This window comes from Streptomyces sp. NPDC008092 (genome assembly GCF_042957285.1).
In the GTDB taxonomy this organism is placed as follows: Bacteria; Actinomycetota; Actinomycetes; order Streptomycetales; family Streptomycetaceae; genus Streptomyces.
In genome coordinates, this window is sequence record NZ_JBIBHY010000020.1 from 153,786 (window position 1) to 171,352 (window position 17,567).

The following is a 17,567-nucleotide window of genomic DNA, read 5'->3' on the forward strand; positions in this document are numbered from 1 at the left end:
ATGTCAAAGCCTCTAAGGACCCCCATGAACAAGGCTGCCTCCGACGGCTTCCGGATGCCCGCCGAGTGGACCCCGCACGAGCGGACCTGGATGGCGTGGCCGGGCCCCAACCCCACCTTCGACGACGCCGACGACCTCATCGCCGCCCGGATGGCCTGGGCGTCGGTCGCCCGCGCCGTCCTGCGCTTCGAGCCGGTGACCGTCGTGTGCGGCCCCGGCCAGTCGGCGGCGGCACAGACGCTGCTCGGGCCCGGCGTCGACACCGTCGAGCGGGACCTCGACGACGCCTGGATGCGGGACATCGGCCCCACCTTCCTCACCGACGGCCGCGAACTGGCCGCCGTCGACTGGACGTTCAACGGCTGGGGCGCCCAGCACTGGGCCCGCTGGGAGCACGACGCGAAGATCGCCGCGCATGTCGCGGACCTCGCGGGGGCACGGACGTACGCCTCCCGGCTGGTCAACGAGGGCGGTGCCATCCACGTCGACGGCGAGGGGACCGTCCTGCTGACCGAGACCGTGCAGCTCGGCCCCGAGCGCAACCCGGGCTGGACGAAGGAGGAGGTCGAGGCCGAGATCCACGGGATGCTCGGCACCCGCAAGGCGATATGGCTGCCCCGCGGCCTCACCGGCGACTACCCCCCGTACGGCTTCGGCACCCTCGGGCACGTCGACATCGTCGCCGCGTTCGCCCGCCCGGGAGTCGTGGTCGCGCACTCCCAGCCGGACCCCGCGCACCCCGACCACGAGGTGTCCAAGGAGGTCATCGGCCTGCTGCGGTCCCAGACCGACGCCCGCGGCCGCACCCTGGAGGTCGTCGAGGTGCCGGCCCCGACCGTCCTGGAGGCCGACGGCCACTGGGCCGACTACTCGTACATCAACCACTACCTCTGCAACGGCGGGGTCGTGCTGTGCGGCTTCGACGACCCGCGCGACGAGATCGCCGCCGGGATCTTCCGCCGTCTCTTCCCCGAGCGGACGGTGACACTGGTGGACGCCCGTACGATCTTCGCGGGTGGTGGGGGCATCCACTGCATCACCCAGCAGCAGCCGAAGATCTAGTTCTGGAAGATCTAGTTCTGGAAGATCTAGTTCTGGAAGATCCAGTTCTGGCCGTAGTGCGAGGAGCCGAAAATGGCCGGTGGGCGCAGACAGGCCCCGCCCCGCGAGGACGTGCTCGCCGCCGCCATGACGATGATCGCCGGACGGGGCCTGGAGAAGCTCACCATGGCCGCGCTCGGCCACGAGGTCGGCATGAGCAGCGGCCATCTCCTCTACTACTTCCGCTCCAAGGACGAACTCCTGCTCCAGACCCTGGAGTGGAGCGAGGGCCGGCTCGGTGCCGAGCGCGGCCGGCTGCTCACCCGGCGCGGCACCGCCCGCGAACGCCTCGACGCCTACGTCGACCTGTACGTCCCCGACGGGCACCGCGACCCGCACTGGACGCTCTGGCTGGAGGTCTGGAACCGCTCGCAGAACGCCGACGAGGCGGCCCGGGACCGGCAGGCCGCCATCGAGGGCGCCTGGCACCGCGACCTGGTGGCGCTGGTCGCCGAGGGCATCTCGCGCGGCGAGTTCCGGCCCGTCGACCCCGACCGGTTCGCCGCCCGCCTGCGCGCCCTGCTCGACGGCTTCTCCATCCACGTGGCGATCGGGCTGCGCGGCACGGACCGGGCCCAGGTCCTCGGCCATGTGCGCGAGTTCCTGGCAGCCGACCTTCTCGCGGCCGCGTGACCTTCGCCGACGACCGACGACCGACGACCGCCGACCGCCGACCGCCGACCGACGACCTGGTGACGGGCGACACGAACGGCACCGTCGACGCGTTCGTACGGCACCTGGGCCGACGCCCGCGCCGACACCTGTGCCGCACTGCACACTGCTCGCATCATGAGACGGACGGTGAGCACCGGGCCGGTCTGTGCCAGACTGCCTCCGTGCTCTCGTTCGCCATGATTATTGGCAGCAGGCGCGCCGGTCCGCAGTGACCACCACGTACGACCAGGTACGGGTGGCCATCGTCGTCCTCGACCCGCGCGCAGACCTCTCGCACCCGCGAGGGGTTTTTTCGTTTTCCGGCCCACCTTCAGCCGGAAGGCAGGCGCGAGGGACCATGGAGGGACGGTGGAGCCGGTCATTCCGGTACGACCGAGATTCGACATCAGGAGCCTTGAGACCATGACCGAGACGGAAACCAACGAGCTGGACGACTCGTTCCACGTCTTCGACACCACGCTGCGCGACGGCGCACAGCGCGAGGGCATCAACCTCACCGTCGCGGACAAGCTGGCCATCGCCCGGCACCTGGACGACTTCGGCGTGGGCTTCATCGAGGGCGGCTGGCCGGGCGCCAACCCCCGGGACACCGAGTTCTTCGCCCGCGCCCAGCAGGAGATCACCTTCAGGAACGCCCAGCTGGTCGCCTTCGGCGCCACCCGCCGGGCGAATGCCAGGGCCGCGGACGACCCCCAGGTCAGGGCGCTGCTGGAGTCCGGCGCCCCAGTGATCACGCTGGTCGCCAAGTCCCACGACCGGCATGTCGAGCTGGCCCTGCGCACCACCCTCGACGAGAACCTGGAGATGGTCCGCGACACGGTGTCCTTCCTCAAGGACCAGGGCCGCCGGGTCTTCGTCGACTGCGAGCACTTCTTCGACGGCTACCGCGCCAACCCCGAGTACGCCAAGGCGGTCGTACGGGCCGCCGCCGAGGCCGGCGCCGACGTGGTCGTCCTCTGCGACACCAACGGCGGCATGCTCCCCGCCCAGGTCAACGCCGTCGTCTCCACCGTCCTCGCGGACACCGGCGCCCGGCTCGGCATCCACGCCCAGGACGACACCGGCTGCGCGGTGGCCAACACCCTCGCCGCGGTCGACGCGGGCGCCACCCACGTCCAGTGCACGGCGAACGGCTACGGCGAGCGGGTCGGCAACGCCAACCTGTTCCCGGTGGTCGCCGCCCTGGAGCTGAAGTACGGCAAGCAGGTGCTGCCCGAGGGCCGGCTCCGTGAGATGACCCGGATCTCGCACGCCATCGCCGAGGTCGTCAACCTCACGCCCTCCACCCACCAGCCCTATGTGGGTGTCTCCGCCTTCGCGCACAAGGCCGGACTGCACGCCTCCGCCATCAAGGTCGACCCCGACCTCTACCAGCACACCGACCCGGCCCTGGTCGGCAACACCATGCGCATGCTGGTCTCCGACATGGCCGGCCGCGCCTCGATCGAACTCAAGGGCAAGGAACTCGGCGTCGACCTCGGCGGCGACCGTGAACTGGTCGGCCGGGTGGTGGAGCGCGTCAAGGAACGCGAGCTGAGGGGCTACACCTACGAGGCCGCCGACGCCTCCTTCGAGCTCCTCCTGCGCGCCGAGGTCGAGGGCAAACCGCGCTCCTACTTCCGCGTCGAGTCCTGGCGGGCCATCGTCGAGGACCGCCCCGACGGCACCCATGCCAACGAGGCCACCGTCAAGCTCTGGGCCAAGAGCGAGCGGATCGTCGCCACGGCCGAGGGCAACGGCCCGGTCAACGCGCTGGACCGCGCCCTGCGCGTGGGCCTCGAAAAGATCTACCCGCAGCTCGCCAAGCTGGACCTCGTCGACTACAAGGTCCGCATCCTGGAGGGCAAGCACGGCACCGAGTCCACCACCCGGGTCCTGATCTCGACCTCCGACGGCACCGCCGAATGGTCGACGGTCGGCGTCGCCGAAAACGTCATCGCCGCCTCCTGGCAGGCCCTGGAGGACGCGTACACCTACGGCCTGCTGCGCGCGGGCGTGGAGCCGGCCGAGTAACCAAAGCCCCGCGGCCCGCGCCTGCTGTGCGGGATGTCGGGTGGCCTGCGCCCGCTGTGCGGCACGTCGGGTTACCCGCGCCTGCTGTGCGGGATGTCGGGTGGCCTGCGCCTGCTGTGCGGGATGTCGGGTGGCCTGCGCCCGCTGTGCGGCACGTCGGGTGACCCGCGCCCGCTGTGCGGCACGTCGGGTGACCCGCGCCCGCTGTGCGGGACGTCGGGTGACCCGCGCCTGCTGTGCGGGATGTCGGGTGGCCTGCGCCCGCTGTGCGGGACGTCGGGTGACCCGCGCCGCCGTGCGGGATGTCGGGTGGCCTGCGCCTGCTGTGCGGGATGTCGGGTGGCCTGCGCCTGCTGTGCGGGATGTCGGGTGGCCTGCGCCTGCTGTGCGGGATGTCGGGTGGCCTGCGCCCGCTGTGCGGGACGTCAGGCGGCCCGCCGTCGTCGTGCAGGACGTCAGGCGGCCCGCGCCGCTGTGCCGGACATCAGGCGGCCCGCGCCGTTGTGCCGGACGTCGGGCGGACTGCCCTCACCGTGCCGGACGTCGGGCGGACTGCCCTCACCGTGCCGGAGGTCGGGTGGTCCGCCCTCACCGTGCCGGATGGTCGGGTGGGCCGCCCGGCGCCGGTTCGGCCGGCGCCGGGTGGGTCTTGTCTCTCTCACTTTTCTCCCGACCGAGTCGGGTGGTGGGTGGGCGAGGGTCTTACTGGAGGTGCCACTTCTGGTTGGACGCCCCGGTGCAGGACCAGATCTGCGCCCGCGCCCCGTTCGCCGACGAGTTGTCCGTGACGTCCAGGCACTTGCCGGCCGCCGTGTTGACCACGTCACCCGTCGAGGAGTTGTACGACCACTGCTGCGCTCCGGTGCCGTTGCAGTCGTACAGCTGCACCTTCGCCCCGTTCGCCGTCGACGCCGACGTCACGTCGAGGCACTTGCCGAGCGCCCGGACCGACCCGTCGGACTGCACGGTCCACTGCTGGGCGGTGGAGCCGTTGCAGTCGTAGAGCTGGACGGCCGTGCCGTTGGCGGTCGCGCCGCCCGCCACGTCCAGGCACTTGCTCGCGAGCCCCACGAAGGCCCCCGTCTGGCTGCCGCCGCCCGACTGGGTGCCGGACCAGGTGAAGGTCGCCGAGGTCTTGCCGGGGAGCGAGTAGGTGGCGTGCTGCGAGCCCCAGTTGATGGTCACCGTCTGCGCGCTCGACGAGTCGTTGTAGGCGATCAGCGCCTTCGAGCCGTCCGGGTTGCGCCAGGCCACGTTCGGCACGGTGGTGGACGCGGTGGAGGCGATCCGCTGCGCGCCGGGCCGGACGAACTTGGTCAGGTGGCCCATCGTGTAGTACTCGACGGTGTAGTCGACCGTGCCGCTCGCGCCGTCCCCGTTGTGCACGGTGATCAGGCCGGTGCAGGTGCCGCAGCCGCCGTTGTGCGGGCCCATGTTCTGGTCCACGGCCAGCGACCACTTGGTCACCGACTTCGCCCAGTTGCGGGTGTAGTCGATGATGTTGTTCATGTCCTCGCGCTGCTGGTTGGCGATCCAGGTGCCGCCCGAGTGCTCGGTGCCGAAGGCGTCCAGCGTCGGGTACTGGTTGTGCACGGTGGTCTGTTCGCCGACGTCACCGCCGTAGCCGTGCCAGGCGATCCCGCCGAAGTTGGGGTGGTTGCGGATCGTCGAGTCGTTGACGAGCGCCGCCGCGTACGAGTCGTACACGTCCCAGTTCCAGTCGTGGGCGAGGACCTTGGTGGACAGGCCGGCCGACTGGAGCTGCGGCAGCAGGTTGTTCTTGAGGAAGTACTGCAGTCCCGACGCGTTCCAGCTCATCGACGGGTAGCCGGAACAGCAGGTGGGCTCGTTCTGCGGGGTCACGTAGGAGACGTTGACGCCCTGCGCCTGGTACGCCTGGAGGTACTTCACGAAGTACGCGGCGTAGGCGGCGTAGTCCTCCGACTTGAGCCAGCCCCCGTTCAGCGAGCCGCTGTCCTTCATCCAGGCCGGCGCCGTCCATGGCGAGGCCATGACAGTCAGAGAGGGGTTCAGCTGGAGCGCCTGCTTGGTCAGCGGCACGACGTCCGCGAGGTCGTGCGAGATGGAGAAGCTGTTGAGGTTCGGGTCGGTCTGCCCGGCGGGTACGTCGTCGTACGTGTACCCGTACCGAGCCAGGTCCGAGGCGCCCATCGGATTGCGCAGGAACGACAGCCCGATGCCGTTCGTCGGCGAGAACAGCTTCTGCATGGTCGCGTCCCGGGTGGCCTGGGACAGCGCCCCGCTGCTGTTCATCAGCCAGGCCGCGGTGTCCGTGAAGGACGCGCCGCCGCCGGTGAAGGTCTGGTAGCGGGTGTTCTCGTCGACGGTGATGTTCGTACCGCTGCCACCGGTCCCGGCGGAGAAGGCGAACGGCGTCTGCGCCTGGAGCCCGCGCGTGACATGGCGTCCGGCGGAGTCGTCGGTGGTGGTGAGGTACGCGGTGACCTGCTCGCCGGCCGCGTGCGCCGGCGGCACGACGGCGCTGAAGCCGGCCGCGGTGAGCAGCCCGGCCAGCAGCAGGCGCAGGGTGTGGGGGGTTCTTCTCATGGGCACATCGCCCTTCCTGACGGGACGTCTTGACGGGTGTGCGAGCCGTTAGTTAACTCACGTCGTGATCTAAGCCATGAGTGAACTGTGAGAGCCCCGAGTGAACCAGAGAGTCGAGGGAAGGTCCATGCCAAGAGCCGCCCTGCTCGTCTCCACCGCACTGCTCGCAGCCCTGATACCCCTGTCGGCGGCCAGCGCCGCCGACGACCCGGCCCCCACCCCCGTCGACCGTTTCGAGGGCGAGGTCCCCTTCGCCTCCCAGCCCGCCGAGGGCATCTTCACCTGGGGGAGCGACAGCGACGACCCGCCCGCCCTCCAGTTCGCCGACCGCGCCGACGCCCCCGAGGGTGCCAAGGTCCTCGCCGGGACCTACGACATCAGCGGCTACGGCGGCTTCACCCACGACTACGCGGCCACCGAGCCCGCCCACGACTGGTCCGCCCACAAGGGCATCCGCTTCTGGTGGGACGGCCAGGACAACGGCAAGAAGATCGCCTTCGAGATCAAGGACGGCGGCGCCAACGGGGAGGCCTCCGAGCTGTGGACGACGTCGTTCACCGACGACTTCACCGGCTGGAAGCAGATCGAGATCCCGTTCTCGGACTTCGTCTACCGGACCGACTACCAGCCGGTCGGCGGCATCGACCACGTCCTCGGCCTGACCCAGATGTGGGGGTACGCGGTCACCCTCCCGGTCGGCGTGCAGGGTCATTTCGCCATGGACGACGTGGAGCTGTACGGCAAGGCCGACCAGGCGCTGCGGGCCTCCGTCACCACGGACGCGGCCGTCTACCCGGTCAGGGAGGGCTCCACGGCGACCGTCAAGGTCACCCTCGCGACCACCGGCTCCGCCCCGACCGGCGACCCGGTGACCGTCGCCTACGAGACGTCCGGCGGGACCGCCGACGCCGGCAAGGACTACAAGGCCGTCTCCGGCACCCTCACCTTCCCGGCGGGCACGGCCTCCGGGGCCACGCAGACCATCAAGGTGCCGACGCTGAAGGACCGTTCGGCCGAATCCGCGGAGACCATCCCGCTGAAGCTCACGGTCACCGGCGCCAAGGCCCCCGCCGAGACCCCGCAGGTGGTCATCGACGCGCACGGACTGCCCTACCTGGACAGCAAGCTGCCGGTGAAGAAGCGGGTCGCCGATCTCCTCTCCCGGATGTCCCTGGCGGAGAAGGTCGGCCAGATGACCCAGGCCGAGCGCGGCGCGGTGGGCACCGGCGGTGACGTCACCGCGTACGACCTCGGCTCGCTGCTCTCCGGCGGCGGCTCGACCCCCACGCCCAACACGGCCGCGGCCTGGGCGCAGATGATCGACTCCTTCCAGCTCCGGGCGCAGGCGACCCGGTACCAGATCCCGCTGATCTACGGCGTCGACGCGGTGCACGGCCACAACAACCTGGCCGGCGCCACGATCATGCCGCACAACATCGGCATCGGCGCCACCCGCGACCCCGGGCTCGCCGAGAAGACCGGCGCGGTGACGGCCTCCGAAGTCCGCGCCACTGGCATCCCCTGGGACTTCGCGCCCTGCCTCTGCGTCACCCGTGACGAACGCTGGGGCCGCTCCTACGAGTCCTTCGGGGAGGACCCGGCCCTGGTGAAGTCCATGGAGACCGTCATCCAGGGCCTCCAGGGCCGCGCCGACGGACGCGACCTGAAGGACGACGACAAGGTCCTCGCCACCGCCAAGCACTTCGTCGGCGACGGCGGCACCGCGTACGGGTCCTCCACGACCGGGTCGTACACGATCGACCAGGGCGTCACCACGGTCACCCGGCAGCAGCTGGAGGCGATCCACCTGGCGCCGTACCAGACCGCCGTGGACCGCGGCATCGGCACGGTCATGCCGTCGTACTCCTCGCTGGACATCGTCGGCGACGGCCAGGGCCCGGTGAAGATGCACGCCCGCGCCGACATGATCAACGGGGTGCTCAAGGGGCGGATGGGCTTCCAGGGCTTCGTGATCAGCGACTGGAACGCCATGGACCAGCTCCCCGGCGACTACGCCGCCCATGTGCGCACGGCCGTCAACGCGGGCGTCGACATGATGATGGTCCCGTACGGCTACAAGGACTTCACGGCGTCCCTGACCGACCAGGTCACGGCGGGCACCGTCACCGGGCAGCGCATCGACGACGCGGTGTCCCGCATCCTCACCCAGAAGTTCAGGCTGGGCCTCTTCGAGCACCCCTACGCCGACACCTCCGGCGCCGCGCAGATCGGCTCCGCCAAGCACCGGGCGGTGGCCCGGCAGGCGGCCGCCGAGTCGCAGGTGCTGCTGAAGAACGACGGCGGCGTGCTGCCCCTGAAGAAGTCGGAGAAGGTGTACGTCGCCGGGTCCAACGCCGACGACCTCGGCAACCAGACCGGCGGCTGGACCATCACCTGGCAGGGCCAGTCCGGCACCCACACCACCGGCACCACCATCCTCCAGGGCATGAGGAACGCCGGGGGAGACGTCACCTACTCCAAGGACGCCTCGGCGCCGACGAGCGGTTACGACGTGGGCGTGGTCGTGGTCGGCGAGACCCCGTACGCCGAGGGCGTCGGAGACGTCGGCAACGGCAACGACCTCACGCTGACCCCGGCCGACCAGGCCGCCGTGGACAAGGTGTGCGCGGCCATGAAGTGCGCGGTGCTGGTCGTCTCCGGGCGCCCGCAGCTGATCGGCGACCGGCTCGGCGAGATCGACTCCCTGGTGGCGTCCTGGCTGCCGGGCACCGAGGGCGACGGCGTGGCCGACGTGCTCTACGGGAAGAAGGCCTTCACCGGGCAGCTCCCGGTCACCTGGCCGAAGTCCGAGGCGCAGCTGCCGATCAACGTGGGCGACGCGTCGTACGACCCGCAGTACCCGTACGGCTGGGGTCTGACCACCCTGACCAAGGCCCCCAAGGGCGGCGAGGCCACCCTGAAGGCGCTCGGCGCGGCGGCGAAGGCGGCCGAACGGGCGGGCTCCGACGCGGCCGGCCGGAAGCTCGTCGCCAAGGCGCGGCTGCTGGTCCAGGCGAAGATCGGCCAGTCGGTCACGGCGGCCGTCTCCAAGCCCTTCGCCGACGCCGACCACCTGCTGCTGACCGGCAGGTACGCGGCTGCGGTGGAGAAGCTGACGGAGGCCTACCGGGCAGCGTAGGAGGACAGCGCTCCTGGGGAGGCTTCGGGGTAGGTTCGAAGCATGAACGCGGTGCGACGGACCACCCGAAGCCTCCCGGGGCTCCTGTTCCTGGCGCTTGCGCTGGCTCTGGTCGCCCTGACCGCGACCGCCCCGCGGGCCGGCGCGGCGACCGGCGTCTCGGCGGTCGCCGACGCCCTGCGCAAGAACCCGGTGTACGTCGACCCGGCGGCCGCCGCCCAGCTCTCCACGGCCGACGCCGACGCGCTGGCCCGGCAGATCAAGGACGCGGACAAACCCCTGTTCGTCGCCGTCCTGCCGGCCGGCTACCCCACCAAGGACCTCTTCACGAACCTGCGCACCGCCACCGGCGTCACCGGCCTCTACGCGGTCCGCCTCGGCGACCGCTTCGACGCCCGCGCCGACTCCTCCGTGTTGTCCCGGACGGCCGTGCAGAACCTGGTCACCAGCGTCCAGGGCGAGACCGCCAGGACCCAGCTGACCGACTTCACCGGCCGCGCCCTGACCAACATGGGCGGCAAGGCCCCCGCGAGCTGGGGCGGCGGCAGCACGGGCGGCTCGGGAGTCTCCGGTACGGCGCTGATCGCGCTCGGCGCGGTGGTCGTGGCCGGCGGGGCGGGCGCCTACGCGCTGGTCCGCCGCAACCGCCGGCGGCACGAGGAGGAGCAGCGGGCCGCCCTGGACCGGCTCCGGGTGGTCGTGGACGAGGACATCACCGCGTTCGGCGAGGAACTGGACCGCCTCGACTTCCACCCGGCCGAGCCGGGCGCCGACGACGCGATGCGCGCCGACTACGAGCGCGCCCTGAACGCCTACGACCAGGCGAAGTCCGCGATGGCCGACGCCCGCAGGCCGGAGGACGTCCGCGCGGTCACCCAGGCCCTGGAGGACGGCCGCTTCTCGCTCGCCGAGCTGGCCGCCCGCCGCGAGGGCCGCCCGCTCCCGGAGCGCCGCCCGCCCTGCTTCTTCGACCCCCGGCACGGCCCCTCGGTCACCGACGCCACCTGGACCCCGGCCGGCGGCGCGCCCCGCGAGGTCCCGGTCTGCGCGGCCGACGCCACCCGCCTCGCCGACGGCCGCGACCCCGCGGTCCGCGAGGTCGACACCGACTACGGCCGCCGCCCCTACTGGGACGCCGGCCCGGCCTACGGCCCGTGGGCGGGCGGCTACTTCGGCGGCGGCATCCTCCCCGGACTCCTCCTCGGCACCGCGCTGGGCGGCTGGATGTCCGCCCCCGCCTACGCGGCCGACTACGGCACCGGGTACGGCGACTTCGGCGCCGGCGGCTACCAGGGCGGCGACGTGTCGGGCGCGGACTTCGACCCCGGGGACTTCGGGTCCTTCGGCGGCGGGGACTTCGGCGGCGGCGGGGACTTCGGGGGCGGGGGCGGCGACAGCGGGGACTTCGGCGGCGGGTTCTGACGTACGGGGCACGGGCCCGGCGCGTGGCGGCGCCGGACCCGTGCCCGCGGCTGTGTCCTACGAGGTGTACGAGGCGTACGAGGCGTGATTCAGAGTGTTGCCGCCGCCGCGGCGATCGTGGAGGCGAACGTCGAGACCTCGGAGTAGACACCGGGGGCGTTGGCCCGGGCGCAGCCGATGCCCCAGCTGACTATGCCGACCTGGATCCACGCGCCGGCGCTGTCCTTGCGGAACATGGGGCCGCCGGAGTCGCCCTGGCAGGTGTCGACGCCCCCCGCCGCGTAACCGGCGCAGATCTCGTCGCTCGCGACCAGGCCGCTGTAGCCGCTGTAGGAGCGGCAGGTGGCGTCGCTGACGAACGGCACGGTGGCCTTGAGCAGGTAGCGCTGCTGGGCGCCGCCCTCGGTGGCCGAGCCCCAGCCGGCGATGGTGAAGGTGCCGGTGTTGTACGTCGTGGTGGTGGCGATGGGCAGCGTCGCCAGGTTGATGGGCGAGGCGAGCTTGATGAGCGCCCAGTCCTTGCCGTTGCCGTTGTAGCCGGGCGCCCGGTAGACGTACGTCGACTTGACCTGGACCCGCCCGGTGGTCGACTGGAGGTCCACGACACCGGCGGTGGCCGTGATGCTGGTGTTGGCGCCGGTGCCGCTCACACAGTGCGCGGCGGTGAGCACGATCTGCTGGGTGTACAGCGCCCCGCCACAGCCCATGGAGAGCCGGACCATGAACGGGAACTCGCCCTGCGTGGCGCGGGTTCCGCCGACCACGGGCTGAGGGGCGGCCTGGGCGGCCGAGACGGGCTGAAGACTGGCGATCGCGAGCGCGGCGGCGCCGATGACCGCGCATCTCTTGAGGACCGTGAGGAGTCTCTTCACCGTGATGCCTTCCGGGTGGGGGGCTTGTTCTTTGATCCGAGCATGTCAATCTCAGGCGTTAAAGAATCGCCCAACTTCTGGCATGGCCCGGTCAAATCTGTTCACGAATTATGGGAATCCTGTGAACGTGCGCACAAGGGGGGTGATTCAGCCACTCCCGCCCGGCCGGGCCTCCTCCGCGTCGGCCAGCCGCTCCATCAGTCCGGCGGCGAGCTCCAGCACCCCCCGCTCCGTCGCGCTGAGGGACGCGAGCGCACTCGCGAGCCATGCGTCCCGGTCGGCCATGTCCCGCTCCAGCGCCTGCCGCCCCTCCGTGGTGAGCGACAGCACGGACTGCCGCCGGTCGACGGTGTCCGCCGCGCGCACGATCAGTGCCTCCGCCTCCAGCTCGGCGAAGACCCGGGTGAGCGACTGCGGCCGCTGCCGCTCGGCCGCCGCGATCTCCCCCGGGGTCGCGCTGCCGCGCCGGTACAGATGGCCGAGGACGACGAGCTGATTGGCGCTGAGGCTGCCGTCCCCGCGTTCCTGCCGGAGCCGGCGGTTGAACCGGATGACGGCACCGCGGATACGGGCGGCGTCGGAGAGAGATGGCTGATCCATGGGAGAGATAGTAAGCAAGAACTGACTATTGGTGCGCTGAAATAGCCCTACTATCCTGCTTGTGACCGCAAAACTGATACGCAACGCGTACGAAGCGGCGCTGACGATGACCGCTGTCCTGCTCTGCTGGGCCGCCGCCCTGGCGCTGGAGGGTGCCGCCGGACTGCACACCGATGTGCTCGTTCTCGCGGTGGCCCTGACCATGACCCTCACCGCGAGCCAGCGCACCGCCGACACCCGGCGCCGGCTCACCGCCCTGGCGGTGCTGCCGGTGACGGCAGGCGCCTCGATCTTCCTGGGCCGCCTGATCGCCGCCCACTATGTGATCGGCGCCTGCGTCTACACGGCCGGGATGGCACTGGCCATCTGGATCCGCCGCTACGGCCCCGCCGCCACCAAGGCCGGCACCCTGATCGCCCTCCCGCTGATCGCCCTGCTCGTCGTCCCCGGCCCCGCACTGCCGCCCGAGGCGCAGAGCGGACTGGTGACCTGGGGCTGGGCGGCACTGATCGGGGCGATAGCGTGCGGGGTGGTGTGGCTGGTGCAGGGGCTGGGGGACCGGTACAGCCCCTGGCGCCCGGACCCGACCCCCGCCGCACCCGCGCGCCGCTCCCGCCTCCACCCCCGCCCCAGCACCCGCATGGCCCTGCAGATGGCGGCCGGAATCGCCGCCGCCTTCATCCTCGGCCGCCTGCTCTTCGACGGCCACTGGCCCTGGGCCGTCCTGACCGCCTACGTCGCCGCGAGCGGGAACCGAGGCCGAACGGACGTACTGCGCAAGGGAATCGAGCGCCTTGCCGGAGCCTGCGTAGGCACGCTCCTGGCGGCGGGCGTGGCGGCGGCCGGGATCACGGGCCACCTGGCCGTGGCCCTGATGTTCACGATCCTCGCCATCGCCCTCTGGCTGCGCCCCCTCAACTACGCCTACTGGGCAGCCGGCATGACCTGCGCCCTCTCCCTCCTCCTCGGCTACTTCGGCCAGAACGCGGAGAGCCTGCTGCCGACCCGCCTGGAGGGCATCGCGGTGGGGGCGGTGCTGTCGGTGGCGTCGGCCTGGTGGCTGTTGCCGGTGCGGCGCAGGTCTCCGGGCAAGCCTTCTCAGGGGCGACGGAGGACGTACCGCTCACCGGCGGCATGCCACCAGGTGGGCGGGGAGGGCCCGTTGACGACGGAGGACGGCTGATCAGGGTGCAGGCCGAGCCGCCACAGGGCGCAGGCCTCGACCGACAGGCTGATCCACCCGCGCCAGTGCCCGGTGACCTCCCGTCGGCACGCGAGATCGCACCGGATTTCCCCTTCCGCGAACGGCATCCAGTCGATGCCGCGCTCACGCAGTCAAGCGCAGAGGGCGACGATGGGGCGAGGGCGCCCCGGTACGTTCTCGTACGAGGTGACGAAGACCCAGTCGGTCTGCTCAGCCGCGGGTGACGCGGTCAAGGAACTCACTCCAGGTGGAGGGGGAGACGGTGAGGGTGGCGCCGTCCGTGTTCTTGGAATCGCGAATGTGGATGGCGGTGGGGTGGGTGGCTACCTCTACGCAGTTGCCGCCTTCGTTGCTGCTGTAGCTGGACTTGCGCCAGTGGTAGGCGACTTCGATGCAGTTGCCGCCTTCGCTGCCGCTGTAGCTGGACTTGAACCAGGCAAGCGATGCTGCGTTCATGACTCTCCTAGCAGTCCACTCAAGTAGCGCACGCTCTCGTCGGGTGAGAGGGCCTGTGACCGCAGCATTCCATATTTATGGTGGTAGTCGCTGACCTCGTCGGGGTCGTCCACAAGGAAGCTGACACGCTGCACTTCCAGGTACGCCAGACGCTCGTGTTCGGGTGTCTCCAGCAGAACCATGGGGCCGTCGAGACCGGCGTGCGGTGTCCGGTCCTCGGGCATGATCTGAAAACTCATGTGGACCGGCTCGGTGTACTCCAGGATCTGCCGAATCTGCTCTCGCATGACTTCCGGACCGCCGACCTTCCGCCGCAGGATGCTCTCTTCGATGACGAAGTGCCCCACGGGTGGCCGTTCCCGCTGCCAGACCAACTGCCGCTCCATACGGGCATTCACCCACTGCTCTGCCGTATCACTCCCGAGAGCCGGATACCGGTAGCTGAAGATGGCGCGACAGTAGTCACGGGTCTGGAGAAGTCCCGGAACAAGCAGGCTCTCGTACGACAGGAGGCCCACCGCCTCCTGTTCGTGATCGACCAGCCCTTGCGCGAACTGCACGATCCGCTCCCGCACCGGCAACTTGGCCACCAGTACTGCCAACACCCCACCCGTGCCCAGCAGTTCATCGAACTGCTCGGCCCGGTCCGGCTGAAGTGCCAACCTCCCCTGTTCGATGGACCCCACCGTGTCCACATGGAGGCTCGCCATCTCGGCGAACTGCTCCTGAGTGACGCGGGCTTGTTTCCTGCAGTGGGCCAACACCGCCCCGACTGCCTGCCATGATCCGACCTTCTTGGATTTGCTCACCGAGCGCATGCGTGGTCCTTTCCCCCGTGCACACCCGAAGTCCTCGTAGTGGAGTCGTACGGATCAGAACTACGACTTCACCCATTGGTTCACTGTAGTGACTCACAGTGACACTCGCCTCATGAACCCGGAGTTCCAACACCCCCACACCCGCGAAGCGTTCTACCGCCGCGACCGCAGATCCGTACGCCTGGCCCGGGACTTCACCCGCGAGGCCCTCACCGACTGGGCGGTGGCCCGGCGTGCGGACGACCTGCTGCTCTGCGTGAGCGAACTGACCACCAACGCGGTGCTCCACGGCGTACCCCCGGGCCGCGGCTTCCGCCTCCGGCTGGCCCTGCACCCCGACGGAGTCCTCCGCGCCGAGGTCCACGACAGCGGCCCGGGCGAACTCCGCTACGGCGACATGTCCCCGGAGTCGGAACACGGCCGGGGCCTGCTGCTGGTCAGCCTGCTCGCTGACAAATGGGGGGTGGGGGAGCGGGAGCCGGGAAAGGTGGTGTGGTGCGAGTTCGCGGTGCGGGAATGACCATGTCCGGGCTCAAAAACCACCCTGCGGAGGAACAGCGCGCCCGGCCCGGCGTCGACCTGGTGGCGGACCTGGCGCGTCTCTACGAAGGTGAGTGAGGCGGGTGACCGTCCTAGACTTGGGGGCCTGGGCGGGGGAACCCCACTCCAGGAGGACGCGATGGTGCGGCAGACCAGGCTGGTCGGGGAGTCCGAGGAGTATCTCGGTGCCCGCGAGGAGCTGCGGCTGGCCGAGATCGGGCTCATGCGGCGCCGGGAGGAGGTCGCGGCGCTGCGGCGGGCGCTCCCGCCGGGGCCGGCCGTCGCCGACTACGTCTTCCTCGAAGGCCCCGCCGGCCTCGACGCCGGTGACGCCCCGGTCCGCGAGACCGCGCTGAGCGAGCTGTTCACCGCCCCCGAACGCCCGCTGATCGTCTACCACTTCATGTACGGCAAGCTGCAGACCAGCCCCTGCCCGATGTGCACCCTGTGGATCGACGGCTACAACGGCGTCGCGCACCACGTCACCCGGAACGCCGACTTCGTCATCGCCGCGGCCGCCGACCCGGCCACCCTGCGGACCTACGCCCGCGAGCGCGGCTGGCACCGGCTGCGGCTGCTCAGCTGCGGTGACAGCACGTTCAAGTACGACCTCGGGAGCGAGGACGAGGACGGCGCGCAGGACTCCACGGTCTCCGTCTTCACCCGCGACGGCGACGGCACGGTCCGGCACGCGTACTCCGCCCACCCGCGGATGGCCGACGACATCCGGGAGCGCGGCATCGACCTGCTGGCGCCCGTCTGGCACCTGCTCGACCTGACCCCGCAGGGGCGCGGGGACTGGTACCCGACCATCGACTACTAGGACACCGCGCACCAGGACACCGCGCACGCAGGACGCCGGACATGGCTGAGCGCCGCCCTCAGGGGAGTGGAGGGCGGCGCTCAGCGGTGGTGATCGGGGCCGGCGGTCCGGCGCCGCGGGCTCACGCGTTCTTGATCGCCGAGATGTCGAAGTTCAGCTTGATCTTGTCGGAGACGAGGACGCCGCCGGTCTCCAGCGCCGCGTTCCAGGAGACGCCCCAGTCGGAGCGCTTGATCTCGGCCTTGCCCTCGAAGCCGACGCGCTCGTTGCCGAACGGGTCCTTGGCGGCGCCGTTGAACTCCAGGTCGATGGTGACCGGCTTGGTGACACCGAGGATCGTGAGGTCGCCGGTGATGCGGTAGTCCTCGCCGCCGAGCGCCTCCGCCGAGGTGGAGCGGAAGGTCATCGTCGGGAACTCGTCGATCTTGAAGAAGTCGGCCGACTTCAGGTGACCGTCGCGGTCGGGGCTGCCGGTGGTGATGCTGTCCATCTTGATGTCGAGCGAGGCCGTGGACTTGGACGGGTCCGCGCCGTCCAGGTGCAGGGTGCCCTCGAACTCCTGGAAGCTGCCCTTGACGTTGGTGACCATCGCGTGGCGGGCCACGAAGCCGAGCGTGGTGTGCGCCGGGTCGATCGTGTAGTCGCCGGTCAGCGCGGCGGTGTCGGCGGTCGTGCCGGCGGCGGTGGTCTCGTCGTTCTTGCGGCTGAAGATGCCCATGGGGTGCTCCTTGAGGGGGACGGGTCGCGACTTCGAAGCGGTTGTCTGCGGAAGGTGCGGCCTTGATGTTTAACGTTCAACGAACTCAACGAGAGACACCGTAGACCCATTCCCTTCAACCTTCAACATCATCGACATGCGTGTTGTGCTCATTACTCACCGTAACCTCGCGTGTGTCCCGTTGTCGCGACGGGACCCGCTGGGGGAGCCGCTAGGCTCTGTGTGGGTGAACCGCCGTCCGGAGGCCTGTGTCACTCCGCGGGTGGTATGGACCGCCGGTGAATGTGAGGCGCATCTCAACTCCGCCTTTGTCGCACCCCTACAACGGCGAAGCCCTCTGAGCAGTCGGAACGGCTGCATGCCGTTCTGGTTCTGTTCAGTGGTTCCAGGAAAACGCGTCGGAGACTGTACGGAGTCGACGTCTCGCATTCCTTGGTGTCCTTCGTAAGGTCACTACATGACCGTTTTGGAAGAGACGACGGGTGAGCCCACCGGTGAGCCGACGGACGCGCGCGGGCGGGTCGCCGAGCTGCACGAGATCCGTGCGGCGGCGGTGGCGGGGCCCAGCGAGAAGGCGACCGAGGCGCAGCGGGCCAAGGGCAAGCTGACGGCCCGGGA

General features: G+C 70.4%; 14 protein-coding genes. 8 read left to right on the forward strand and 6 right to left on the reverse strand.

Translation table 11 applies throughout. The annotated features are described in order from the left end of the window. Positions 1-24 precede the first annotated feature (24 nt). The 3 genes from ACFZB3_RS44400 to cimA all read left to right on the forward strand — a co-directional run bounded on the left by ACFZB3_RS44400 (position 25) and on the right by cimA (position 3,789). Positions 25-1,062, forward strand: coding sequence for an agmatine deiminase family protein (locus ACFZB3_RS44400; protein WP_391388215.1), 1,038 nt, complete (start codon positions 25-27; stop codon positions 1,060-1,062). Positions 1,063-1,134: 72 nt separating this feature from the next. Then, the gene (locus ACFZB3_RS44405; RefSeq protein WP_391388218.1) at positions 1,135-1,734 is read left to right on the forward strand and encodes a TetR family transcriptional regulator C-terminal domain-containing protein; all 600 of its coding nucleotides are present in this window, start codon (positions 1,135-1,137) and stop codon (positions 1,732-1,734) included. Between the two features lie 444 nt (positions 1,735-2,178). Further along, positions 2,179-3,789 carry a citramalate synthase gene (gene cimA, locus ACFZB3_RS44410; protein ID WP_391388221.1) on the forward strand — a complete coding sequence of 537 codons (1,611 nt, stop codon included), beginning with the start codon at positions 2,179-2,181 and terminating at the stop codon, positions 3,787-3,789. Between the two features lie 702 nt (positions 3,790-4,491). Here cimA and ACFZB3_RS44415 read toward each other — a convergent pair. Beyond that, positions 4,492-6,357 (reverse strand): ricin-type beta-trefoil lectin domain protein, encoded by a 1,866-nt coding sequence (locus ACFZB3_RS44415; RefSeq protein WP_391388224.1) that lies wholly within the window; start codon positions 6,355-6,357, stop codon positions 4,492-4,494. Between the two features lie 127 nt (positions 6,358-6,484). Between ACFZB3_RS44415 and ACFZB3_RS44420 the strand changes: the two genes are divergently transcribed. Together ACFZB3_RS44420 and ACFZB3_RS44425 are read left to right on the forward strand one after the other, a co-directional pair. After that, the gene (locus ACFZB3_RS44420) at positions 6,485-9,496 is read left to right on the forward strand and encodes a glycoside hydrolase family 3 N-terminal domain-containing protein (RefSeq protein WP_391388227.1); all 3,012 of its coding nucleotides are present in this window, start codon (positions 6,485-6,487) and stop codon (positions 9,494-9,496) included. 42 nt (positions 9,497-9,538) lie between these two features. Then, the gene (locus tag ACFZB3_RS44425) at positions 9,539-10,918 is read left to right on the forward strand and encodes a hypothetical protein (RefSeq protein ID WP_391388230.1); all 1,380 of its coding nucleotides are present in this window, start codon (positions 9,539-9,541) and stop codon (positions 10,916-10,918) included. Between the two features lie 89 nt (positions 10,919-11,007). Here ACFZB3_RS44425 and ACFZB3_RS44430 read toward each other — a convergent pair whose 3' ends face one another. Both ACFZB3_RS44430 and ACFZB3_RS44435 read right to left on the reverse strand, forming a co-directional pair. Then, on the reverse strand, positions 11,008-11,790 hold the full coding sequence (locus ACFZB3_RS44430) for a trypsin-like serine protease (protein ID WP_391388232.1): 783 nt from the start codon (positions 11,788-11,790) through the stop codon (positions 11,008-11,010). A gap of 147 nt (positions 11,791-11,937) precedes the next feature. Then, positions 11,938-12,390 carry a MarR family transcriptional regulator gene (locus tag ACFZB3_RS44435; RefSeq protein ID WP_391388235.1) on the reverse strand — a complete coding sequence of 151 codons (453 nt, stop codon included), beginning with the start codon at positions 12,388-12,390 and terminating at the stop codon, positions 11,938-11,940. A 61-nt stretch (positions 12,391-12,451) separates the two neighbouring features. Between ACFZB3_RS44435 and ACFZB3_RS44440 the strand changes: the two genes are divergently transcribed. After that, positions 12,452-13,573 (forward strand): FUSC family protein, encoded by a 1,122-nt coding sequence (locus ACFZB3_RS44440; protein ID WP_391388238.1) that lies wholly within the window; start codon positions 12,452-12,454, stop codon positions 13,571-13,573. 231 nt (positions 13,574-13,804) lie between these two features. Here ACFZB3_RS44440 and ACFZB3_RS44445 read toward each other — a convergent pair whose 3' ends face one another. Further along, entirely contained in the window at positions 13,805-14,050 is a 246-nt protein-coding gene (locus tag ACFZB3_RS44445; RefSeq protein WP_391388241.1) for a DUF397 domain-containing protein, read from the reverse strand. Then, positions 14,047-14,868: a Scr1 family TA system antitoxin-like transcriptional regulator gene (locus ACFZB3_RS44450; RefSeq protein WP_391388244.1), complete on the reverse strand. Its 822-nt coding sequence runs from the start codon at positions 14,866-14,868 to the stop codon at positions 14,047-14,049. Before ACFZB3_RS44450 ends, ACFZB3_RS44445 begins: the two co-directional genes overlap by 4 nt. A 112-nt stretch (positions 14,869-14,980) precedes the next feature. Between ACFZB3_RS44450 and ACFZB3_RS44455 the strand changes: the two genes are divergently transcribed. Continuing rightward, positions 14,981-15,388, forward strand: a complete 408-nt coding sequence (locus ACFZB3_RS44455; protein WP_391388247.1) for an ATP-binding protein — start codon at positions 14,981-14,983, stop codon at positions 15,386-15,388. 159 nt (positions 15,389-15,547) lie between these two features. Beyond that, positions 15,548-16,231 (forward strand): DUF899 family protein, encoded by a 684-nt coding sequence (locus ACFZB3_RS44460; RefSeq protein ID WP_391388249.1) that lies wholly within the window; start codon positions 15,548-15,550, stop codon positions 16,229-16,231. Between the two features lie 121 nt (positions 16,232-16,352). Here the strand turns inward: ACFZB3_RS44460 and ACFZB3_RS44465 are convergent, their stop codons facing one another. After that, entirely contained in the window at positions 16,353-16,949 is a 597-nt protein-coding gene (locus ACFZB3_RS44465; protein WP_391388252.1) for a YceI family protein, read from the reverse strand. Positions 16,950-17,567: the final 618 nt, after the last annotated feature.